Raw genomic sequence first — 24,676 nt, forward strand, 5'->3', positions numbered from 1 at the left:
TTCAGTGTAAAATGTACTTGGGTCATGTAACGTCCTCCTGGGTATGTTTTTGTGGTTAAAAACATTGTACCGTAAAAGGGCTGTTACATGGCCTTTTATCTTTTACACAATTATATGGACTTTATCATGAGTATATTTTGTGAGAGAAAAGAATAAATAACCTATTTTCAATAACTAATTATTAGATATATTTATTAATCTATCTCAAGTTTAATTTCCTTTAAAATAACTCTGATTGAATAGTTAGAGCCAAAAGAGAAGAGAACTAGAAAGATTAGTGAATTTTTTCTTTTTTTTATATTATCTAATTGAATATTAAATTTTTTCTAAGGAGGTATCCATAAATGAAGAAGCGAAATTATTTTATCGTTTTCTGTCTATTTTCTCTATTTTTCGTCACCTATTTCCATTTCCAAAAAGGGGAGACTGTGGCAGCCAATGAAGAATCAACCATAGAAGTATTAAATAATGAATACGGCAAAGTAAGTATTAGGAAAATAGATCATCAGCTAACGATCTTGTATCGATTAAATGCGCAAACGCAAGAAACCCGATTTTTATTCCAGCTACATTCAAAAGATGCACCTGAAACGAATCTGCTTTCCTCTTATGTTTCTCAGGAATATCAAGAATACACAGATGAACAACAACGAAAATGGCTAGCAGGTTATTTTTCTCAAACTATTGAAGAAAAAGAGTGGACCATTGAGTTGCCGAGTACGAGCAAAGAATTTCAACTCAATATTCAGATAGAAGAAAAAACGGGTCAGTTACTTTTATCCGAACCTGTTTCTTTTTCATTTTCTATAGATAATAAGAATCAGGAAACTGCACAAACAAATGAAAAAACGTCTGAAACATCAACTTCTTATGAAAATCATGAGATATCGGATGATTCATCGTTAGATAAAGACGAATATCGTCCGTTTGAACAACCACAATTATTTAATGCACAGTTGAAACCTAAGGGGTTAGCTACGATTGAACCAGAATATACCACAGATGAGCAAGGAACATACCCTAAGGCAATGTGGCAACCCGATAATAGTCAATATGTGCGTAATCATCAAGGCAATCGCCAAGGACAACAGCAATGGGACGGGCTGAATGGGTGGGATGGCAATCCAACCAATCGCAACAATTCTTATATTGAATATGGTGGGGAAAAAGAGGATGCCGATTATGCCATCCGAAAATTTGCCAAAGAGACAGCGACTCCTGGATTGTTTGACTTGTATCTGAATGTTCGAGGAAATACTCAAAAAAATATCACTCCTCTAGATGTTGTCCTGGTTGTTGACTGGTCTGGAAGTATGAATGAGGACAATCGGATTATCGAGGTGAAGAATGGCATTGACCGATTTGTGGCTACATTATCAAAAAGTGGTGTGACGGAAAAAATCAATTTAGGTTATGTTGGTTTTTCTAGTGAAGGGTACGCCAATCGAACGATTCCAATCGCAGGATTTGATTCTGTAAAGGAAGAAATCCAATCAGCAACACCTGATTCAACAAGTGGTGGGACGTTTACTCAAGATGGTTTACGTCGTGCAAGTGAGATGTTATCTGAACAAAATGGACACAAAAAGGTGATTGTTCTTCTGACTGATGGTGTTCCAACGTGTTCGTATCAAGTATCAAGTGTGATGACTGAAGAAGACGGTAGTTATTATGGAGCGACTTTTAGTGATCGAGTCGATCATCCCGAATATACTTCAAAAATTTCCCCGCCTTATCATGTACCAGTTAGAGATCAATATTTACAACGGCGCTGGATCAATTCAACATTTACAGCAACGATCGGTGAAGCAATGGCATTGAAACAACGAGGCATCGAAATCCATGGCTTGGGTATACAGTTGCAGGGAGATGAAACAGAAGGTATCACGAAAGAAGAAGTGGAACGTCGAATGCGGAAGATGGTATCTACTGGTGAAGACGGTACGGCATATTATGAATCCGCAAATGAGTCTACGGATATTGCTAATTATCTAGCCAAAAAAGCTGTGCAACTTTCTGGAACAGTCGTTGATGGAAAAATCACTGATCCAATCATTGATCCATTTGTTTATGAACCAGACAGCGCTTCTATTACAAGTGTAGGGACAACGCCTGTATCGATTGACCCACTTCTCTCTATTGATGGGCAAACGATCAAAGTCGATAAAATCTATTTAGAAAAAGGGCAGGAAATCCAACTACACTATCAAGTGAGAATCCAAACAGAAAGCGAAATGTTCGAGACTGATACTTGGTATCAAATGAATGGGCAAACAATCTTCCAACCAACGAGCAACCCAGATGTTCTTGCTAAATTCGGTGTGCCGTCCGCCAAAGCACCAGGTGTATCTCTTGATTTTTTCAAAGAATGGGAAGAATTTGATCAAGATACGAAGACTCGACCAGAGAAAGTGATTTACGAAATCAAGCGAACAGGAATCACTGAAACATCTAGTTGGGAAAGTAGCTATGTACAATTAAGTAAACCTGAAGAGGAGAACACCAATGTTTGGGAGCGAACCAATATCACCAAACTTCTAGCGTCCAGTGAAGCGTCTCGTGAAACACTCAGCTTGCCAAAATACAACAATCAAGGGAAAGAATTTCACTATGAAGCTGTGAATGAGTTGGATGTACCAGGATATCAATCAGAAAAAGTCAACGCAACGACTTGGAAAAATAAAAAACAATTTGTTCCTTTAGATCTAAAAATAACCAAGAAATCTTCGTCAGCTGACCATCTCTTAAAAGGAGCAGTGTTTCAACTAACGATTGAAGGGCGAGAGATTCAGCTGATTGACCATGAGGACGGTACCTATTCATTGCCAGAAAGCGCACGCCTTGAAAAAGGGAAATCTTATACATTGACAGAAATCAGTGCACCTGCTGGACATGAAAAATCGGAAAAGCAGACGTGGGAAATTGCTATTTCTGACAATGGGGAAGTAACAGTGGACACACAACAAGCTACAGTCACTGATCAAGTGATCCAATTGACGATTGAGAATCCATTTGCAAACCTTCCGATAGCCATAAGAAAATATACAGAAAAAGACAAAGAAAAAATCGATCTACCAGGAGCAACTTTTATTTTACAAATAAAAGGAGAAACAGGAACCTATCATACACTAAAAGAGGAAGTCACCTCGTCATCAGGATTGGCAGAATTCGTGATACAAAAAGCGGGTGAATATCGCTTAGTAGAAACAGTAGGACCGCTTGGCTACGATACGATTCCAGGAAACTATGAATTTCAAGTTGATCCTTACGGTACGATCCTCTATGACGGAGAAAATGTAGAAGAAAATAACATTTGGACATTGACGCATATGAATCAAATCAAACCTTTTGATTTAGCAGTTCTAAAGCAAACTGATACAGGACAGGCGTTAAAAGGGGCAGTCTTCCGACTATCCGGTCCAGATGGACAGATTGAATTACCAAACGACGATAGAGCAACCGATACGTTTGTTTTTGAGAACCTAAAACCGGGTGAGTACACGTTGGAGGAAATCAAAACACCAGAAGGCTATCTGGGGTTAGAACAACCCGTGCAGATCGTTATCCAAACGGATGGAAAAGTAACTGTAGATGGTGAACCAACAGAAGTTCAGTTACAAAATGATCATACGAACAACCAAATCCATTTGGTCATCACCAATCAGGCATTGATTCCACTGCCTGAAACGGGAGGATCTGGCCGACTCAGCCTTCTTGTTTTGAGTCTCAGCGGAATTATTTCATTTGTCATCTATTGGTTTTTGTGGAGACAAGGGAGTAGACGAGATGAGTAAATGCTATTGGCTCTTGCTGATGATTCCTTTTTTGTTCGTTGTCAGTTCTAAAAAGGAATACTACTCACATATTAGAGATGATCCAGTTGAGTGTCCACACTACCCACTTCTTAGCAGATAAGCCGATTATTTGATTGGAGAGAACGTCTGCTATCAATTAGGTATCCAGTTTTCTGAGATGGTAGCAATTGATGAAATGTGTGTAGCCACTAACAGCGTTGCGAAAGAATTGAAGCTGTGAGTTAAATTTTTAGAAATTCACAACTAAGTAAAGCGATTAGCAAATCTTATATTCCATAGTCATGAACAGATATTTAGTATTGCTTTTGATGACTAAGATTTGACGGGTAAAACCATGAGGATCAACTAACAGATGAGATTATTGGAAGAAGCGATTATTAATCAATCTATATTGGACAGCAGAACAGAATCATTATCACGAACGACACATATTTGGACAGAAGGGAAGTGGGTTCAGAAAACTATAGTAGATAACAAACAAGCAATATGGGCTAGGGCATGCGATAATTTTGACCAAAAATTTCATTTGTCATAAAAAGTATGCTATATGCTACCGATGGGTAACCTAGCGAATAATTTGAGGAAACAAATGAAAAAATAAGTATTGGTATTTTGGTGGCATATCGATCGTAGGTAGTTCCATTATTTATCAAAAGAACAGGAGTAAAGAATAATGAAGAATAGAAAAAATTTCAAACAAGTATTACTATGTCTTATTTCCTCATTACTTACACTGGTGGCATTTCTTCCTAATCCACAAGTGTTTGCTGAAGGAATGGATGCACAATTGGTGATCCATAAAAAGAAAATGTTAGATTTCCCACAGCCAGAGATTCAAAATACAGGGAAAGAAATGACTGAATTCAATAGTTATCAAGGTTTGGCGGATGTGACGTTCCATGTGTATGATGTCACCGAATCATTTGCTGAAGCAAGGAAAAATGGTGCGACAATTGAAGAAGCAAAAGCGATTGTCCAATCACAGACTTCTGGTACAGCTCTCCTTTCTGGTATAACAGATACTCAGGGTGACCTGTCTTTATCATTACCAAAAAAACAAGCTGGAAAAGATGCGGTCTATGTAATTGAAGAAGAAGCAAAATCAGGAGTAACTACTGCTGCGAATATGGTTGTGGCGTTTCCAGTATATGAACTTATCAAACAATCCGACGGTTCTTATCAATATGGGGCAGAAGAGCTAGACATAGTTCATTTATATCCTAAAAATGTCGTCGAAAATGAAGGAACATTGAAGGTCAAAAAAGTAGGCTCAGCAGAAGGTGAAGCACTAAATGGCGCAGAATTTGTCATTTCTAAAGAAGAAGCAGGTGTTTCCAAGTATTTGTACAGTGTAGCACAAGGAATGTATACATGGACAACTGATAAATCAAAAGCAAAACACTTTGTCACTGGTAAAAGCTATGAAGTCGGTGAAGAGGACATTGTTGAAAAAGAAGCAGAGAAAGGACAAATGATCATTACTGGTTTGGAAGTTGGCGGATACGTGTTAGAAGAAGTAAAAGCACCTGAAAATGCAGCAATGATCACTGAGCAAACGAAGTCGCCATTCATTATTATTTCTGGTAGCCAAACGCCAGTTGAACTCACAGTGAAAAATGACACGACAAAAGTAGAAAAAGAAACACCGCAATTAGATGGACAAGACGTAGCTATCGGTGAACCTATCAATTATGAAATCAGCGTCAATATTCCTCTTGGAATTGCGGATAAAGAAGGTTCAGACAATAAATACACTACCTTCAAATTAATTGATACGCATGATCCAGCATTAACGTTTATGAACCAATCAACTGGAGAAACAGGTTATGCACTTTACGATGGTGAAAATATCATTGATTCAACGAATTACCACGTAACTGAACAAACAAATAGCTTTACAGTAGCGATTGAACCAACTTATATTCCTTCGCTGACTTCAGGTGGTACGTTGCGCTTTGTTTATTATATGCATTTGAATCAGTTAGCGGAACCAGCGCAAGGCTATAACAACGAAGCAAATGTTGATACTGGGTATACGACAGATCAAACACCACCAACTGTTGAGGTAATGACAGGTGGAAAACGATTTATTAAAGTAGATGGAGCATTAGCTGATGTAAACCCATTAGCAGACGCTTCGTTTGTGGTACGTGATCAAGATGCAACGACAGCGAAGTATTTGATCATTGATCCAGTAACAAAAGCAGTGACATGGACGACTTCACAGGAAAATGCAACGATTTTCACGACAACAAGTAATGGATTAGTTGATGTCACAGGCTTGTCATACGGAACTTATTATTTAGAAGAAACGAAAGCACCAAATAATTATGTGCAATTAACTAAACGAATTGCTTTCAAGGTAGATCAGCAATCTTATGCTATTGCAGGTGAATTGGTTGCACCAGAGAAAGTACCAAACAAACACAAAGGGACATTACCTGCAACTGGTGGCAAAGGAATTTCATTGTATATTTTCTTAGGTGTGGTTTTACTGACAATCGTGGGTGCGTACTGGCTAAAACGACCAAAAGTTAAATAGTTTCAAATGAAGAACAAGTGACTCGCTGAGGAGAATAAAATGAAGAAAAAAAAATGGCGTCTGTTAGATCTAATCATGTTATCGGTATTTTTTATCGGTGTCCTCAGCTTGGCATATCCTTTTGTCAGCGATACGTTGAATGATTATCTCGACCAACAGGTCATCAAAAATTATCAAAAAAAGGCAAAATCTGAACATGCGACAGTACTTGCTGAATTACAAAAGCGGATGATCAAAAAAAATGAACAACTGGCATCAAACGAAGCGATGCCAGAAGCAGATTCATTTTCGAAGAAAAAAAAGAATGATCAAAAATCTCAGAAATCATATATCGAATCACATACCGTTGGTGTTTTGACGATCCCCAAAATCAATGTCAACTTACCGATTTTTGATCAAACAACGATGAAACTACTGGAAAAAGGAGCTTGTCTGCTCGAGGGAACCTCATACCCTATTGGAGGCAAATCGACACATGCGGTACTTTCTAGCCATAGAGGCTTGTCGCAAGCAAAATTGTTTACAAATTTACCTCAATTAAAAATAAAAGATCACTTTTATATTGAAATTAACGGACAGTATCTTGCGTATCAAGTCGATCAAATCAAAACCGTAGAACCCACAGAAACAGAAGCGTTGCAAATCCAAGAAGATCAAGATCTAGTCACACTGGTTACTTGTACTCCGTATATGATCAACAGTCACCGTTTACTGGTGCGTGGACACAGAATCGTTGTTGAACCAGAAGAAATAAAGGAATCCTTAGAAAAAGTGAAACAGGCAAAGTGTACTGCATTTTTACTTGTAAGCGGTTTGATCTTGTTGCTATTTTTAGTGATCCTAATAAAATTTTTAAAAAAGTAAGTATATAGTTTACGTAAACAGAATATCTTTTGTGTATAGTGGAATCTCACGAATGAAACGGAGTGTAATAAGATGGAGATAGAATTTAGACGAAAGCACGAATTCATCAATTAAGTATTAAATACAGTTACACATGGAATCGCAGCGTTATTAAATTTGCTTTTCTTCTACATTATTTCATAGTCTAATTTTTATAAAGGTAAAGAAAGTTTTCCAAGTATTCGATCGTTGTTCGATCTATCTATCTCTTGATCACTGGTACGTATACACATTTTTGTCTCTTAATAGTACATGGAAAACGACTGATTTGATCTTGCTTAGTGTCATTTGAATACCATCAATAATTGGGTGTGTTTACAAATCTTTGACGTTAACAAAAAATAAATAAGGTGTCGAAAGTTTCAATGATCATTTACAATGTGATGTTCAATCATCGTTGTCTTATCTAATCTCTATCAAAATATTAATTTAACTGAATCACTAATCTTATTTATTGGAAGTAGCGCTGATGTTTTTAACTATCTATGTAAGTAATTGAGCGCTAAGAAATACGAATAAATTGGAGGTGTGACATAAGTTAGTTACACTCTATAAAAAATAAGGAGCACTCGAAAATGGCTTATTTTTTCGAGTGCTCCTTATTTTTTATATTTATCTTCAATGTTTCCAGTATCTATTTTTGTCAATCCCATTGCGCTTAAATCATATTCTCTTGGACGACTAAATATAGGGAGAATTGATCTGAAGAGTTACACATGCTTCTTTTTTAGCGACTTATGTCACCGTTTCTTCTTTTTATAATATCTTGATGATAAAATCAACTTTATTTTCAGATTTAGATAATTCTTGCAAATATCTATTGTACTTAATCGATCAACTATCCATAACTTTATCTTTGAGTCGTAAATAAACATAAGATTATTGATATGGAAGAAATTCAAAAAGATATGAAACTAATCAGATAGGTAAGAAATATCTTAAGTTGTAATAAAGAGATACAATAACCCTTAATCAACAATTACTAAAGAGCTTAAAAAATACGTGAATCATTTAGAAAAAAATCAATTATCTTCAATTATAGTAAATGAACTTAACTTCATAGCTGAAACAGAATAACTTGAATCCTCAAATAACTTCTCTACCTGCTGTTTTGGTTACGATATTGGCTACGTTCCCGATGATAATATCTGCTGCTATATACTGTCAGTCTATAGTAATTTGTTAAATGAAATATCCATACAAAGCTTATTCCTTTACTCTGATTCCCAAAAGAGTCATTGGAAGGGTCTGGGGGATTTTTTTTGAATTTCAATAGATAGTATTACATGAATTGGTTTCTGTTTCTGATAAGGAGTAAGTATTCTAGCTATTTCCCATGTCAATAAGCTCCATATCAAAGAATAAAAAAAGTCAAAAAGAGAGTGGTGTTCATATATTTGAATTCGACAGGATCATGAGTGGAGCAGATGCTTTACTTGAAGGCGGAGACACTGAATTAATCCAACAACGAAAAAAACTAGAAAGACAACTGATTCGTTTGCGTGTAGCTAGCCCTAGCAAAGCCACTTCTCAAACTAGAAAATTCCCCACACGAGAAAAAACAACGTCTTTATTGCCATCAAAGGACAAAATGGATCGATGCGGCAAAAGAAACCTTGCAAATCGTTGCAGATTGATTAACAGGAATTTAGTCTCGATTATAAGAACCAAATACGAAAAATGGCGAACCTATCGAAGTGAGATTTTAGATAGACTTTGAGGGACAAGACAACACTCTTTTGCCATTATTAATGAAAATCTACAAAGTACTTATATTCCTTTCCAATGTAAAAACATTCCGTGTATTCTTTAAAACTATTTGTCAAATCAGAAGTAAATCGCGTACGTTTAAGGATCGGAGTATTTTGGGAAACTTTTAAAAAATAGGCGATTTCTTGGGTCGGATGTATAGACTCGATAATTTCTTTTTTGTTTGTGACGATAATGTCGTGTTGCTTTAAATAGGCATAAAAAGAGCCATAGTAATCTCTTGTATTTAGGCTAAAAAAATCCTCATATTTAAAATACGTAATAAAATATCCGATACTTTTTTTCTTATCTCCTCGCAATCGTTTTAAAACGATCAATTTTTCTCCTAAATCGACATCTAAGTACTGCGCTAATCTTTTATCTGCGTGAGTGATTAAGACATTCACTGTTTGCGTAACAATGTCTATTCCGACTTCTTTCATTTCTTCTGTAAAGCTTTTAACTAGTGTAAAGTGATCGGATAACTTCGCATCCAGCTTCTTGACAAATGTGCCTTTCGCTCTTTTTCTGTCTAATAAATTATCTTTCACCAATTCATCTATTGCCTTGCGTACAGTAATGCGGCTGACATGATAAATATCACATAGTTGTAATTCTGTCGGAATTTTTTCTCCTTCTTTCCATTTTTCAATTTGAATATTACTACGCATATCATCTGCAATTTGCAGATAGTAAGGAATACCATTGGTCATTTTGTTCCTCCTTTTTTAAGTTATATACAATAAGACAATAGCGAAAAAAGCTGATATAGCAGGTAGAAAAAATGTACATAAAACAGCATTGTAAACGCATACAATTAGAATTATACTATTGCTATGATAAAAAGACAAAGGGTGAATGACATGTATGAAAAAAGACCTAGGATTATTTTGAAAGAACAAATAAGCACTTTTACCGGGTATACCAAAATAATTAATGAATTATTGAAAGATGAGAAAACGAAAAAAATTGCTTTAGAGTGCTATCCAGGAATAGATAGTGAAAAAGTAGCACATGAAATCAGAGCACTTAAAATGGAAGATTTATTTATAACCACAACGAATCAGTTTTACCAATCAAGTAATGAAATAAAGGAAAAATTAACAGAAATATTAACAGATGATCGAGTATTTGGACGATTGACAGATGCTACATTTCTAGATTTTTTGGCAAAGGAAAAAAATGAAAGTTTGAATCAAGCTGATCGCGTATTGTTGATTGGCGTAGGAGCTGCGGAACTAATTGATGCTGATATGGTGGTGTATGCTAATCTGACTAAGCGAAATATCCAATTAAAGCTCAAAGCAGGTGCAGAGAATTGGCAAGCAGACAATGCTCAGGAAGAATTTTTAAAAAAAGTCAAACGAGCTTATTATTTTGAATGGCCGGCAGCTGACGAACGTAAAAAATTAGTTCTTCCTTCTAGTCAATATTTAATCGATTTAAATGAAGAAAATACACCAAAAATGATAAAAACAAAAGATTATTACAATGCTCTGAGGCATTTTAGTAATCAACCGTTTCGTTTAGTCCCATATTTTGAACCAGGCATTTGGGGTGGTAAATGGATGCAGAAAAAGTTTGATGTAGGAAAAGAAGAGGTCAATCTAGCATGGTGTTTTGATGGTGTACCAGAAGAAAATAGTGTGATTTTTGAGATTGGGACCGTAACTTTTGAAGTGCCAGGAAATGATCTTGTCCTTTTTTATCCTGTCTCAATATTAGGAGAAAAAGTGTTTGGCCGATTTGGCAGTGATTTTCCTATCCGATTCGATTACTTGGATACGATGGCCGGTGGGAATCTAAGCCTTCAAGTCCATCCGACTCTTGATTATGCTTATCGAAAATTTGGGTTGAAGTACACCCAAGATGAAAGTTACTACATTATGGATTGTGAAGAAGATGCCTATATTTATCTAGGATTAAAAGAAGAAGTCGGAACGCCTGACTTTATCCAAGCATTAGAAGAAAGCCGCATCACTGGAAGATTAGATGTCGAAAAATATATAAATAAAATCAAAGTAAAAAAACATGATCACTTTTTGATTCCTGCTGGGACAATCCATTGTAGCGGAGAAAACTGCGTGGTTTTAGAAATAAGTGCCACGCCTAATCGATTTACCTTTAAATTATGGGATTGGGAAAGAGTAGATTTAGATGGAATTCCTCGTCCTATCCATATTGAGCATGGGAAACAAGTGATCAATGAGAGCATGAAAACTAATAGAGTTTTTTCAGAACTCGTTAACCAAGTAGTTGATCTAACTATTACAGAAAATATCCATATAGAGCGGACTGGTCTTCATCAATTGGAACCAATCGAAACTCACAGGCTTACTTTTTGTGTACCGATTGAGCAGACGACTGAAGGCAGTGTAAATATGCTAAATCTTGTGGAAGGAGAGGGAATAGTTATTGAAAGTACAGCTGAGACGTTTGAACCATTAAAAATCAATTACGGAGAAACATTTATTATTCCAGAGAATATCAAAAACTACGTGATTCGGCCAATAGTTGATAAAGAGACGTGTATAGTGATGAAAGCATTTATCAAATAAGAAGGGGAAAGAATCAAATGGATGTAACGATTTGTTTAGATGTCGGAGGGACATTTACAAAAGGAATGGTTTTTGACGAGACAGGAAAAGAATTGATTGAAGGAATCAATTACTATGAATCGAAAGCATCTCAAACAAGAAAGGGGATCATCAAAAATTTTGCAGGTATTATCGAAGACTTATACAAACAAGTAGTAAATAAAAATAAATTGTTGACATCAATTGTATTAGCTTTTCCAGGACCTTTTGATTATGAGGAAGGAATTAGTTTAATAAAAAATCTGGCTAAATTCGACTCTCTTTATCAACAAAATGTAAAAATGGCTTTGGAAGAAGAAATAAAACAACATACGTTCATTGATTATTCTTCAACAATATCTATTGAAATATTCAATGATGCTGTAGCCTTTGCTTTTGGAGGCTATCAAATTTATCGGCCAACTAACAACAGAGGAGCATATATAACGATTGGGACAGGCTGTGGGTCTACTTTTATTGAAGATGAGCGAATCATCAAGGACAGTAAAGGAATACCAGAATCAGGGATGATCTATAAGGAACCTTTCAAGGAAAGTATCATAGATGATTATATTTCTGCAAGAGGAGTGACGAACATTATTAAAGAAGTCTACGGTTCAGTTATTTCTATTGAAGAGGTTTATAAAAATGCACTTTCAAATCAAGAGCAAGCACTAGAAGTATTCCATAAATTTGGTCAAAATATCGGGTTAGCATTATATCCATACATTGAAAGCTTCCAGCCAAGTGAGATCGTTTTTGGTGGGCAAATCAGCAAAAGTTTTGAATTTATGAAAAAGGGCATCCTGGAAAAATTGAGGATGACGAATGAACCAGTCAAATTAAGAGTTTCTGACAATACTTCTATTACGACAATCAGAGGACTATTCAAATTGAAAAAAGAAGGAAGGATATATTGATGGCAAAAAAATTTACTATGTATCTTATCTCGCATTCGCATACAGATATCGGATATACCGATCGGCAAGAAAAAATTGAAAGATATCATGTTGATTTTATCAAACAAGTAATAAATATGAACAAAGAAATTGAAGCAGGATCACATCCTAACTGGGAAGGCTTCCGATGGACTTGTGAAAATTATTGGCAAGTAGAAAATTTTCTGAAATCAGCTACATCTGATGAAAAAACAGAATTTTATCGTTTGATTCAAGAGAAAAAAATCGATGTTTCTTTAAATTATTTGAATTTGACGGAATTAGTAGATGATCAGATCTTGCGTAAGAAATTACAAGAAGGAAAGGAATGGGCTAGAGAAATCGATTTCAAAGGGAATTCAGCAATGACTGCGGATATCAATGGATATAGTTGGGGGTATGCTTCTGCACTTTATGATAATGGAATCAAAAATTTGTTTTCTTGCATACATGGACATCACGGATTATCTCCATTAAGAAGACAGCAGCGACCATTTAAGTGGAAAACACCAGATGGGAAAGAACTATTTGTTTGGAATGGTGGACATTACATGTTAGGAAATGAATTTTTACTGATTCCTAACACACGATTTACGTATCATTTGAAAGACGAATTCATGGATGATCATCAAACGAATCAATTTGAAATAACAGAAAAACGTATATTTAAATATGTCCATTCACTAAAAGCAGATCATTATATGTTTGATTATGTACCAGTGATGATTTCCGGTGTATTGACCGACAATGCGCCAGCAAATGGCGAATTGATGGATACAATTAATTTATGGAATGAAAAACATGGACAAGAAATTTTTCTACAAATGATCACGCTCAATGACTTTTTTGAAATAGCAGAAAAAGAAACAGGCTTACCAGTTTATTCGGGCGATTGGAATGATTGGTGGGCAGACGGTGTCGGTTCGACACCAGCAGCAACGAAAATATATAAAGAAGCACAACGAAAGTATCAATTAGCTGAAAAATTGGATCCAGATGGGTTAACTGGAATCACGAATGAAAAACATAAAGCTGAAGACAACTTAATAATGTATGCAGAACACACATGGGGGTATTCCTCCTCGATATCTGAACCGTGGAATACATTGGTCAATGAACTGGAATATCGAAAAACAGGATATGCCACTCAAGCAAGTGTAGCCGCTTCTCTTCATTTAGATGAAATATTAGCAAAACATGGAGAAGTATCGATTCGTCCCAACAGAGAAAAAAGATTTAAGATCATCAATCCCCATGATCAAAAAATAGTAGACATGGCTACCGTATATATTGAACATTGGGAAAATGTGGAGGATATCTATATCGATGAAAAAAATATTCATCGTTTGTCAGCAGTTGATCAGGAAACTGGTAAAGAGCTATTAACACAAGCTATGAAGACTGCAAGAGCCACAGAAGTCAAAATTTGGATAGAATTAGAACCAAAAGAAGAAAAAAACATAAAAGTAATCTTCAAACCTGAAAAGCAAAAATTATATGACTTGTCCTTGATTGAAGGATCAGAAGGAGTGCAGGATATTTTAGAGAAACAGCAAAAAAACAGAGCAAATATAAACGGTGTTGAAAACGATTACTTTTCTACCGTATTCGAGTATCCTATGGGAATCTCTCATTTGGAGTTAAAGAAAAATGCATGTTCTATCATAAATGATGAAATGCTTTACGCACCATTTTCTGGTGTTTACGAAGTAACACCGATTCGACAAGATCCAGTAGAGGAACGACGATTGATGGGGAGGAACAGAAAAGGAAAATTTGCAAAAAGAAGTCAAGCAGTACTCAAAGACATTCGGATTATAGATGATGGAGAGATTTTCACGAGTGTCTTATTTGATTATGAACTCGAGGGGACACGACTATACGCTGTCTACATGAAATTTTTCAAAACTACTGCAAGGATTGACGCTACGATACGACTGCATAAAGAAAGTGTGTGGGCCCCAGAAAACTTGTATGTATCGCTACCATTTTCATTACCAAATTCCAAAACATGGATAGATAAAACAGGTTGTCTGATTCGTCCAGGGATTGATCAGCTTCCAGATACCAATATGGAATTTTATCTTACACAAAATGGTTGGATCTCTGAATCGGAAAAAGGAACATTATTTGTAAATTGCAAAGATGCACCGTTACTGACATATGGTGATTTGGATTTTCATGAAATCCAGCTAGCAAATGAAAGTACCACTTGGAAAAACACTCAAGTTACTTATTCTTGGATCATGAATAACTTCTGGGAAACAAATTTCAAAGCTGATTTGGGAGGATTCTATGAATTTGATTATTCACTAAATTTCTATGATAAGATCTTTGACCAAAAAGAAGCAAGAGATAAGCTGGAGGAATTCTCGCAAGGAATCATTGGAATCTCGGTTTAGAAAATGGGGGGAAGAAAAAATGTCTATAAAAAAAACATGGAGTTTAAGTATTGCTTTTCTATCCATATTATTTTTTCTTAGTGGTTGTGGAAAAGGGACGGATTCAAAATCTGCTGATAACAACACAGAAGTAGTAGAAGTTTTGAATGATAAAGGACAAGGTACGGGACCCTCTAAAACTTTTGTGCCAATCCTTGAAAAAGAAGCTGGATTGAAGGTCAAGTTTATCAACACGCCGGATCTGAGCGCGTATCAGACGAATATCCAACAATCACTGCAAGGTGGAGATGCACCTGCACTCTTTACGTGGTGGACAGGAAGTCAATTAAAAGAATTAGTAAAAAATGACTTGCTAGAGGACTTAACAGATCAGTGGGATCTGTACGTGGATGAGGGAGTGAGTGATCAAATCAAAGATGCACTGTCAGTAGATGGAAAAGTATACGGCGCACCATTAAATGTGATATATAATGGTATATTTTACAATAAAGAAATTTTTGATAAGTATGGATTATCGGCCCCCAAAAATTTAGACGAGTTTTTAACGATTTGTGAAACTTTGAAATCAAATGGGGAAGTACCAATCGGTATCGGAAATACTTGGCAGTCGTTTAGTTGGCCCCAAGTGTTGATGGGAAGTATAGACCCAGATTTATACGAGGAGTGGACAGCTGGAAAAGTTCCATTTACGGATAAACGTATCAAGAATATTTTCTATAAGTGGTGTGAAATGATAAATAAAGGGTATTTCTCAGATGTTCAACAGGATCAGGTAAAAGATTTTGCTGGTAAAAAAACTGCGATGATGTATCAGGCGACAAATTTGTTAACGGGTCTGAATGATGAATACGGAATGTCTTCTGGAAAGCAAATGGATATGTTTGTTTTACCTGGTGAAGAAGAAGAATCAAAAAGGACGATTTATTACGAAGTTGCCCCTCTAGTAGTTGGAAAAAATAGCAGTAACAAAGAAAATGCGAAAAAAGTATTAACGTCATATTTTAAAGAAAACGTTCAACAAGAATATGCTGATAAGACAGGGATGTCTGCTGTAACAAATGTCTCTTTTGAAGATCCTATCAGCAAATCACTTGTTGAAAAAGCAAATGACTCAGAACACTATGATTTGAAGCTACGTTATTATGAGCAGTTTACACCGGAAATCGTCAACCTTTCAATTGATGAATATTGGAAAATTTTTTCTAATCCAACAAATGCACAAGTCGATCAAAGTTTAGAGACGATTCAAAAAGCTTGGGAAAAAACTGAAAAATAACAAGCGCTTTCGAGAAAGACGGGTAAAGATATGGGTTAGGGTAGACAAACCCTATCCCTGATTGGGGGAACAACTATGGAAATAAAGATCAAAGAAACAGATCTAGTTAAAAGAAAAAATAAATTATCATTCAAAAAAATTGTTCCGTATTTTTATGTATTACCAGCAGCGTTATTAGTTACAGTGTTCTTTATCATGTCAGCTATTTTTACTTTTAGCTTGAGCTTTACTAAATGGAATGGATTGTCGGATATTCAATTTGTCGGATTAGAAAACTATATACGTTTATTCCACGATGGTTATTTTATTCAGTCTTTACTTAATACGTTAATATGGGTCTTTTCAGCATTAATTATCCCTGTCATCATCCCATTAGTATTAGCAATAATGGTTATAAATAGTCGCTGGGGTACAGCATTTAAAAACATATTCTATTTACCTAACGCTGTTTCGCCTACAATTGGTGCCTTGATTATGACCTCGCTTTTATCGAATTACGGACTACCTAAATTACTTGAGACAGTTGGTTTGACTGAAACTACCACCTATTGGCTAGGGATACCTTATGTAAATACATTTGTCATGATAGGTTCAAGTGTCTGGCAGGGAATAGGCACTAACTTGATCTTACTGATTGTAGGATTAAGTAATTTACCAGCAGAACCAGTAGAGGCTGCAAAACTAGATGGAGCTTCAGGATTCAAATTGTATCGATATGTTATATTACCATTATTGAAACCTACTTTAATTATTGTTTTACTGATGGCAATCATCAATAGTTTCAAGACATTTGACGGTATTTGGCTGATGACTGGAGGCGGCCCATACCGCTCTTCTGAAACGCTTGCAGTGACGATGTATAAGGAAACATTCGCTAACGGTTCTTACGGCTATGGTTCAACAGTTGCAGTTGTTCTTTCTATTATTGTATTAGCGATTTCGGTCATTTATTTGAGACAGACATTTAAGGAGGATTAGTATGGGAAGAGTGAATAAATCAAATGGGAAATTAACTAATCTTATCTTATGTGTCTTAGGATTTATTTGGATGTTTCCATTTACGTTTGCTTTAGTAAATGCAGTGAAATCAGGTCCGGAATACAATCAAGGGAATTTTTGGGACTGGCCTAAAGGGATTTCAATTACTAACTCGTTTGATTTTATTTCAGAGAGGGTTTCATTTGGACAAGGATTCATAAATAGTATATTGTATGGGGTTGTTTCTTCCACAGTAGCTATTTTGTTAGCTGCTTTAGCTGCTTATGCGATTACGAAATTAAACATAAGAGGGAGATTTTTCTGGTTTATCTTGATTTATAGCGGAACGATTTTCCCTTTTCAAATGTACCTAGTCCCAGTTTACAGGCTGTATGCCAACTTAGGGTTATATGACACACAGATGGGATTGATCCTTTTTTATACAGCAATCTCTATCCCATTTTGCACATTTGTGTTAAGAAACTTTTTCAATTCTATAGATAAAGAACAAGGAGAAGCGGCAAAAATCGACGGAGCTTCTGACTTTCAGATCTTTTGTCAAATTTATATTCCAATGGCTAAAGCTCCCATCTCTGCATTGTTTCTATTCCAATTTTCCTTTGTTTGGAATGATTTGTTATTTGGCTTGACGTTTAGCAAATCAGGAAATGTACGTCCTATCATGACTGTTTTGTCACAATTAAATGGTCCTAGTGGTGCAACGACAAATGCACCAGCAGTACTTTTAGCTTGCGGTATTGCATCCATCCCGACAATAATTATTTATATTCTCCTCAATAAAAATTTCGAGGAAGGATTTGTCATGGGCGGGAAGTAATTCTTAGCGATCATAAACATCAGCAGTTAGAAAGAATACGATTACAACGTCATTCATAATAAAACATTCCTTTACACAAAGAAAGTAAACCGATTCCTAAAAGTTAGATCGAAAATCTAATTTTTAGGAATCGTTATACTTACAGTCAACCATGATTTTTAGTTTCAATAAGATTAATTTCCATAAGTATAGAAACAACTGTTCAAGATAGGTTGAATAACCATTTTTACCTATTTCACACTCATCTTTTTACTTAATGCCTATCTGGCTCCTGAGGGCTTCTTTTTAAGGCGTCGTCATAGTCTTGGCTGAGGATTTCTTGGTAATCTGAGGGAATGGCTTCCCAAGTGAGCAGGCGAACGTTCATGACGTGTTTTCCTTTGTGTTTGATTACAGCATGGTTTTTCTCTTTTTCTACCTCTCCAGCGTGAAAAGACAGCCATGTACCATGGCCAAAGATATCATTACATACCCAATGTTCGATGGAATTGTCCACGTATCCTACAGGGAGTGTGGTATAGCCGATTTGTGGTTTCAAAAAAGGATTGAATCGATCAATCGTTTCATTTTTGTATTGATAATTGATAAGAAAAAGATAGACCAAACAAAAGACGAGCAGAAAGAAAGATAGTGCCTTTTTGAGTGATAATGGTGGTTTTGATGAATAAGATTTCTTGTTAACAAGAGGTTCGTCTGGCAATGTTGGTTCTATTGATTCGGTAGCTGATTCAATAGAAGGAAAATCAATCGGCAGACCTAAAGTCTGATGTAAAAGTGACAGCATTTCAAGGTCTGGCATTGTACGAGAATTTTCCCAACTAGAAATCGTTTTATCGGAAACACCAATTTTTTCGCCTAATTCTTTTTGCGTAAGCTTACAATTTCTGCGGTAAGTTCGTATTTTTTCTCCGATGTTCATCTTCTTCTCCTTTCGATTCTACAGTATATAGATTTATTCTACATGACCTATACACTTGATAGATACGTTTTTTTGATGAAAAACGGTATGATTTTATCAAAGAATCATTTAAGTAAGGGAGAGTGGTGATAATCAAAAAAAAGTTCACAGTTTTACTCACAATCATAGTGACCGGTATCATGAGTGGTTTTGCCTTGGTTAGTATAAATAAACAGGTACTCTATCGGACAAATGAATTTTTCCATCAAACAGATACTTATACTCCGATTCGATTGCCACAACATTTTATTGGGCAAGAAGAATATGAGCAGCTAATCATGGTATTTGAAAATGTCTCATCAGAAACTGAGCTTTCTTATATGAAAAAAACAGTAAATGAATCCAATGAAGTAGATACATCTTGGAACTTCAAGATACAGCCAAAGCTTGAAATGACATTGTATTATCAAGGGGATGTCAAATCTTCTCACGAGAAGGTACCCTATTCTAATACCTCCTTTCGCGTAACGTCCATTGAAGAATCGATCAAAATAAAAGATTTTGAAGGTGAATTTTTCTTGATGACGAGAGAAAAAGAAGAATATGAACGGTTCATTTCACTATTCACTGAACGATTCAATCAAGCATTTCACACTGATTATGCGACTAATATTTTTGAAGACTTTGAAAATAGCTATTCGTATTCGGTTATTTCAAGTACAGACGTATATAATTATCGAGTGTATTTAACTATTGGATTGATTCTTTTATTCCTTTTGTTATCATCCTTTTTCTTATTGATGAATAAAGAAATCAGTTTATTGTTGAATAATGGCTTTTCATTACATCAAGTATTGTGGTGTTTATTGGGGAAAAAGAAAATCATTATTACATTCATAATTGCAGGAATCATTGGTGGTTTTATTTTTATGTATTATAAGGAGCAATTTCTTTATTTGTTCCAGATGTACGTTTTCTTGTTCAGCGGAATATATGGTATTTCTTTGATTTCTCTTTTATTAGTTGAAAAAATCGCTTCGTTAAGAGAAGCGTTCAACTATATCCAATACATTCTTTTTACATTTGGATTGTTGTTTTCTCTTCTTTTGACCGTTGCCAATGTCGAATTAGCAACTATTGTTTTTTCTTCTTCACAGTTAGCTGTTTCCCATGAACCTCCAAAAGAAATCGCTGATGAAGACTATTATGTGTTTTATCCAGTAACCATCGGGAAAAACCACGTGGATTTTATTTATTCCAATCGTTTTGCATCAGCAGCAGATCAGGAATTATATGAAACTTTGAATAAAAACGGAAGTATATTAGTCAAGGTATCAGATTACTTGAATGAAGATAATGAACAGTTTGGCAGAGGGATAAAAATAAATCTGAATTATCTTAAGAAATTTCCTTTGATTGATGTCTCTGGAAGGTTGATCCAAATAACCGAAGAAGAAACGCACCCTGTTATATTGATCCCTGAACGATATAGACATACAGATTTAAAAAATGACCTGGCGCAAATAACAGAATATTATCAAGAAATCAGTGAAAAAGAACCGGAATTTCTATTTATAAAAAACAATCAGCCCATTTATACATTTATTCCTTCTATCCCCTGGATCGAACATTATCCGGTTGTTGAAATACTGACATTGAAAAACAGTACGTATTGGGAAAGAAATATTCTCAGCGGAGAAATCTATCCACCGTTAAAGATCAAGATAGGCTCTTTGTCGAAAGAAAGGTTATTTGAGCTGATTGAAGAAAGTCAGTTACGTGATAACTTGCAGTTATCATTTCCGTATACTCAGACTGAAGAGATAGCTGTCAAAGTGTTAAGCAGATCATTTCATTACTTGATACAGATATTTTTACTCACTTTCTTTTCTTTCTTCTTGTTGAGCTATGTCATGTTATGCATATATTTTGTCTACAATTGTCGGAAAATCGCTATCTTTCGTTCAAGTGGTTATTCGCTCTTTGAAACGTATAAAGATTTCTTCATGATGAACCTCATCAAATGGGGGACGACAAGTGTAATCTTCCTTTTTCTTATAGAAAGAGAGCCTAAATATCTTTTTAATATTTTTTTCTTTAGTTTCATTGATTTTATTCTTTCAGTTGTTTTTATTTTGTCTACAGAAAAGAAAAGTCAGTTATTGCTGATGAATGGAGGTTAACAATTGGAGCCGTTGATAGTGATAAAAGGTGCGAAAAAAATCATTCGAAACAAAACGATTCTTCATTTGGATCGTTTCACTGCGGATGCTGGGGATCTTGTGACTGTTGTTGGAGAAAGTGGAGCAGGTAAAAGTACGTTATTGAATATATTAGGATTGAATGATCAGTTCAGTTCAGGACAATTCTATTTGTTCGATCAAGAGACGAAACAATTAACTGGAAGAGAGAAGCGCTTGATAAAAAGAAATACCATATCTTTTCTTTTTCAAGATTTTGGGTTGATTGAATATGAAACAATCGATTTTAATTTAGATATTGGATTGAAGTTTTCGAATTTAAATGTTTCAGATAAGCGAACAGCAAAGTATGAGGCATTGAAAAAAGTAAATATAAACAAGAAACTAAGTACGCCTATCTACACATTATCTGGTGGTGAGAAGCAAAGAATCGCCTGTGCGAGAGTCTTATTGAAGAATAGCAAAATCATTTTAGCCGATGAACCAACTGGGTCATTGGATAAACGAAATAAGGATAAAGTAGTTGAAATTTTATCGCAACAAGCTTCCCAAGGTACGTTAGTTATCGTGGTCACGCATGATCCATATCTGACCAAAATAGGAAACAAGAAGATCATGCTTTAGAAAACAAATGAAAAATCAAATTTTTTTCAATAAAAACAACAAAAAAATGTCTGGAAAATCGAACATAAAAGTGTCTGATTTGAATATCCCAGCAGCGGAAGAAGAAAAACAAAATCGATAACATTTGTTCTAAGAATTAGTTACGTTAAATACGGAACGCAAGATAGACTTGAAAAACGGTAACAAAAGAAGTAGTATATTAAGGTGTGATGTGCTACTTGACATTTATTCTGCTGAGCGAACTTTCTGGATTGTGTAGCCTTATATCTATTCAGGACGTATCGAGCAGATTAGTAAAGGTGTTCTTGATGATTTTCATCTTGAACACCTTTGTTTTTAGCAATTCGCAAAAAACGAAAAGTAGGAGAATTGATAAATGAAAAAAAGATTTTTAGCACTTGCCATCGTACTAGGCACTGGCTTATTGTCAGGCTGTACGAATGCCGGTGAAAAAACAGCCGTTAGTTATAAAGGCGGTACAATCAGCGAACAAGAAGTAATGGATAGCTTGAAAAAAATGCAAGGAGCAGATTCCGCTGTGCAACAGTTGATCGTTTACCAAGTATTTGAAGATAAATATGGAGATGACGTATCAACCAAAGAAATCGATTCCCAATATGATCAAACAAAGAAACAATTGGGTGATTCATTTGATTCACAATTGAAATCTGCAGGTTACACAGAACAAACATTCAAAGACAGTATCAAACAAAGTCTAGCCTTTCAAGAAGGTCTAAAGAAACATATCAAATTGACCGATGAAGATTTAAAAACGGCTTGGGAATCTTTCCATCCAGAAGTGGAAGCTCAAATTATCCAAGTAGCAAGTGAAGATGATGCAAAAGATGTGAAGAAAGCTGCTGATAAGGGAGACGATTTCTCTAAATTAGCCAAAGACAAGTCAACTGATACTACGACAAAAGAAGATGGCGGAAAAGTGAAATTTGATTCCACTACTACAACGGTTCCGGCAGAAGTCAAAGAAGCAGCCTTTAAGTTGAAAGATGGTCAAGTTTCTGATGTGATCACTTCTACCAATGCTTCAACTTATACTACGGAATATTATGTGGTTAAAATGGTGAAAAACCAAAACAAAGGCAACGACATGGATAAATACAAAAAAGAATTGAAAGAAATTGCAACAGATACAAAATTAAGTGACAGTACCTTCCAGAATAAAGTAATTGGCGAAGTATTGAAAGACGCTAATGTAAAAATCAAAGACAAAGACTTTGAAAATGTTTTGAGTACATTCACTTCAGATTCTAGTACAGCAAGTAGTAAATAAGCAGTACAAATAAAAAATATGAACTATTTAAATTAATAAAACTGTTCATCTAAATCATTTTATTAGAACTAAATCAACAGTAGTTTAATTACTACTTGATTTAGTTCTTTTTATTTTAAAAATTTTTTTTACTTAGAATCCAGCGACCCTAGATATTTTTCTGTATAATCTTAAATAAAGAAAACAATATCAAAAAATGCACGTAGAAGTAGATAAATGGAGTGGTTTTGCAAATTTCTTTTATTTCTAGAAGTTATTCACGTATACGGATTTGTTTTTCTCACAAATAAAAAGGCAGGAAGTACAATGGATCATTTGTATATAAAATATATTCATCAATTTTCCGTTTTGGTGTTAGGCACACTAATTATAGCGGGGATTGTCGCATTTATTATTCAAGGTCGTGACATATTAACAGTACATCAAGAGTTTTTCAGTTATGCATTTGGTATTCCTCTGATCGCTATAAGGTCTGATAACAAAAAGTGGAAGAAACGCTATTACATTTTCTTGCTATTTTTGTGTTTTTATCTGCCACCTAAGATTTTTACTTTATTAGGTATACAATGCCTATCATTTTCTTTTATTTCCTATATCATTGTTTTAATTTTCCTCAGTTTCATAGTATGGGTGTTTTATCTTGTCAAAAAATAAATGAATGTTTCATGAACAGTACTTCATCACAGCCTAATTTTTTTCTTTATGCTATCGTTATATTAAAGAAATCAATCAGAAGGGAAAGAAAGTGATGAAAAAAGTTTTATTAGTGGTAAACCCCAGTTCAGGCGGTGAACAAGCAAAGGAATTTGAGCAATTAGCGGTAGCAAAATTGGAATCGGTGTTTGATGAAGTGGTCGTCTTGCATACAAAAAAAGCAGGGGATGCAAAAAACTTTACTCGCGAAGCGGCTACGGAAGGGTATCATAGTGTGTTTGTCATGGGCGGAGATGGAACAGTCAACGAAGGAATCAGTGGAATCGCTGAACAAGAACATCGGCCAAATTTCGGATTTTTCCCATTGGGTACGGTGAATGACTTGGCTCGAGCATTAGGGATACCGCTAGAACCTGAGGAAGCGATCAATCATTTTTCGATTGAATCAGTCAAGCCATTGGATATTGGAAAAATAAATGACGACTATTTTATGAATGTCGTCGCAATTGGCTCTATCCCTGAAGCAATCAATGATGTAGATGCGGAGAAGAAGACGAAATTTGGAAAACTAGCTTATTTCATGTCAGGAATCAAACAGTTAGCTTCCACACAATCCTACTCGTTTCACGTAGAAGTTGATGGAAAGAAGGAAGAAATTGAGAGCAGTACCTTGCTGATAGGACTAACTAACTCAGTCGGCGGTTTTGAAACATTACTTCCAAATGCAAAAGTGGATGACGGTAAGCTCCATTTGGTTTATTTAAAAGATTCTTCTTTGATCGATACGCTTAAAACATTGCCAGACCTATTAAAAGGAGTAGATGAATCTACGAAAAATCTAGCCTATCTTACTTGTGAGCAATTAGTTGTGTCATTAGCTGATGAGGAAGAATTGACGACGAATGTTGATGGAGATGAAGGGGATAAATTACCTGTGACAATCAAAGTGTTACCCTCACATTTACAGGTTTATTGTTAAAATGGAGGTTGTGAC

The 24,676-nt window shown here is 35.4% G+C and carries 17 protein-coding genes; 15 read left to right on the plus strand and 2 right to left on the minus strand.

Annotated elements, in window-relative coordinates; genetic code table 11:
- The first annotated feature begins 344 nt into the window (after positions 1 to 344).
- From OZ002_RS09200 to OZ002_RS09215, 4 genes are all read left to right on the plus strand, one after another.
- Positions 345 to 3,794, plus strand: a complete 3,450-nt coding sequence (locus tag OZ002_RS09200; protein WP_156249103.1) for a SpaA isopeptide-forming pilin-related protein — start codon at positions 345 to 347, stop codon at positions 3,792 to 3,794.
- Between the two features lie 694 nt (positions 3,795 to 4,488).
- Positions 4,489 to 6,357 carry a SpaH/EbpB family LPXTG-anchored major pilin gene (locus OZ002_RS09205; RefSeq protein WP_325083164.1) on the plus strand — a complete coding sequence of 623 codons (1,869 nt, stop codon included), beginning with the start codon at positions 4,489 to 4,491 and terminating at the stop codon, positions 6,355 to 6,357.
- Positions 6,358 to 6,396: 39 nt separating this feature from the next.
- Positions 6,397 to 7,221 carry a class C sortase gene (locus OZ002_RS09210; RefSeq protein ID WP_086285783.1) on the plus strand — a complete coding sequence of 275 codons (825 nt, stop codon included), beginning with the start codon at positions 6,397 to 6,399 and terminating at the stop codon, positions 7,219 to 7,221.
- Between the two features lie 1,453 nt (positions 7,222 to 8,674).
- Complete coding sequence (locus OZ002_RS09215) at positions 8,675 to 8,980, plus strand: hypothetical protein (protein WP_231596132.1); 306 nt, start codon at positions 8,675 to 8,677, stop codon at positions 8,978 to 8,980.
- A gap of 28 nt (positions 8,981 to 9,008) precedes the next feature.
- On the opposite strand, the gene OZ002_RS09220 is transcribed toward OZ002_RS09215, so the two are convergent.
- Entirely contained in the window at positions 9,009 to 9,722 is a 714-nt protein-coding gene (locus OZ002_RS09220; RefSeq protein ID WP_010727437.1) for a GntR family transcriptional regulator, read from the minus strand.
- 150 nt (positions 9,723 to 9,872) lie between these two features.
- On the opposite strand from OZ002_RS09220, the gene OZ002_RS09225 reads away from it, so the two are divergent.
- From OZ002_RS09225 to OZ002_RS09250, 6 genes are all read left to right on the plus strand, one after another.
- The gene (locus OZ002_RS09225) at positions 9,873 to 11,567 is read left to right on the plus strand and encodes a class I mannose-6-phosphate isomerase (protein ID WP_125179040.1); all 1,695 of its coding nucleotides are present in this window, start codon (positions 9,873 to 9,875) and stop codon (positions 11,565 to 11,567) included.
- Between the two features lie 17 nt (positions 11,568 to 11,584).
- Positions 11,585 to 12,505 (plus strand): ROK family protein, encoded by a 921-nt coding sequence (locus OZ002_RS09230; protein WP_010727439.1) that lies wholly within the window; start codon positions 11,585 to 11,587, stop codon positions 12,503 to 12,505.
- Entirely contained in the window at positions 12,505 to 14,925 is a 2,421-nt protein-coding gene (locus OZ002_RS09235) for a glycosyl hydrolase (RefSeq protein ID WP_156249104.1), read from the plus strand. The genes OZ002_RS09230 and OZ002_RS09235 overlap by 1 nt, the downstream gene beginning before the upstream one ends.
- Positions 14,926 to 14,944: 19 nt before the next feature.
- Entirely contained in the window at positions 14,945 to 16,201 is a 1,257-nt protein-coding gene (locus tag OZ002_RS09240; RefSeq protein ID WP_179131885.1) for an ABC transporter substrate-binding protein, read from the plus strand.
- Between the two features lie 75 nt (positions 16,202 to 16,276).
- Entirely contained in the window at positions 16,277 to 17,179 is a 903-nt protein-coding gene (locus OZ002_RS09245; RefSeq protein ID WP_010727442.1) for a carbohydrate ABC transporter permease, read from the plus strand.
- A gap of 1 nt (position 17,180) precedes the next feature.
- The gene (locus tag OZ002_RS09250; RefSeq protein ID WP_010727443.1) at positions 17,181 to 18,017 is read left to right on the plus strand and encodes a carbohydrate ABC transporter permease; all 837 of its coding nucleotides are present in this window, start codon (positions 17,181 to 17,183) and stop codon (positions 18,015 to 18,017) included.
- Between the two features lie 253 nt (positions 18,018 to 18,270).
- Here OZ002_RS09250 and OZ002_RS09255 read toward each other — a convergent pair whose 3' ends face one another.
- Positions 18,271 to 18,936: a helix-turn-helix domain-containing protein gene (locus tag OZ002_RS09255; protein WP_156249106.1), complete on the minus strand. Its 666-nt coding sequence runs from the start codon at positions 18,934 to 18,936 to the stop codon at positions 18,271 to 18,273.
- 125 nt (positions 18,937 to 19,061) lie between these two features.
- Between OZ002_RS09255 and OZ002_RS09260 the strand changes: the two genes are divergently transcribed.
- The 5 genes from OZ002_RS09260 (at position 19,062) to OZ002_RS09280 (ending at position 24,661) form a co-directional block, all read left to right on the plus strand.
- Complete coding sequence (locus OZ002_RS09260) at positions 19,062 to 21,098, plus strand: DUF1430 domain-containing protein (protein WP_252704090.1); 2,037 nt, start codon at positions 19,062 to 19,064, stop codon at positions 21,096 to 21,098.
- A gap of 3 nt (positions 21,099 to 21,101) precedes the next feature.
- A complete protein-coding gene (locus OZ002_RS09265) occupies positions 21,102 to 21,740 on the plus strand; it encodes an ABC transporter ATP-binding protein (RefSeq protein WP_002291166.1) in 639 nt (212 codons plus the stop codon).
- Between the two features lie 376 nt (positions 21,741 to 22,116).
- Positions 22,117 to 23,028: a peptidylprolyl isomerase gene (locus tag OZ002_RS09270; RefSeq protein WP_002288548.1), complete on the plus strand. Its 912-nt coding sequence runs from the start codon at positions 22,117 to 22,119 to the stop codon at positions 23,026 to 23,028.
- A 216-nt stretch (positions 23,029 to 23,244) separates the two neighbouring features.
- Entirely contained in the window at positions 23,245 to 23,682 is a 438-nt protein-coding gene (locus OZ002_RS09275) for a hypothetical protein (protein ID WP_002336024.1), read from the plus strand.
- Positions 23,683 to 23,776: 94 nt separating this feature from the next.
- A complete protein-coding gene (locus tag OZ002_RS09280; protein WP_061605279.1) occupies positions 23,777 to 24,661 on the plus strand; it encodes a diacylglycerol/lipid kinase family protein in 885 nt (294 codons plus the stop codon).
- Positions 24,662 to 24,676 lie beyond the last annotated feature (15 nt).

Origin of the sequence: Enterococcus sp. E4-150 (assembly GCF_035726465.1) — a bacterium.
Classification (GTDB): Bacteria; Bacillota; Bacilli; order Lactobacillales; family Enterococcaceae; genus Enterococcus_B; species Enterococcus_B faecium.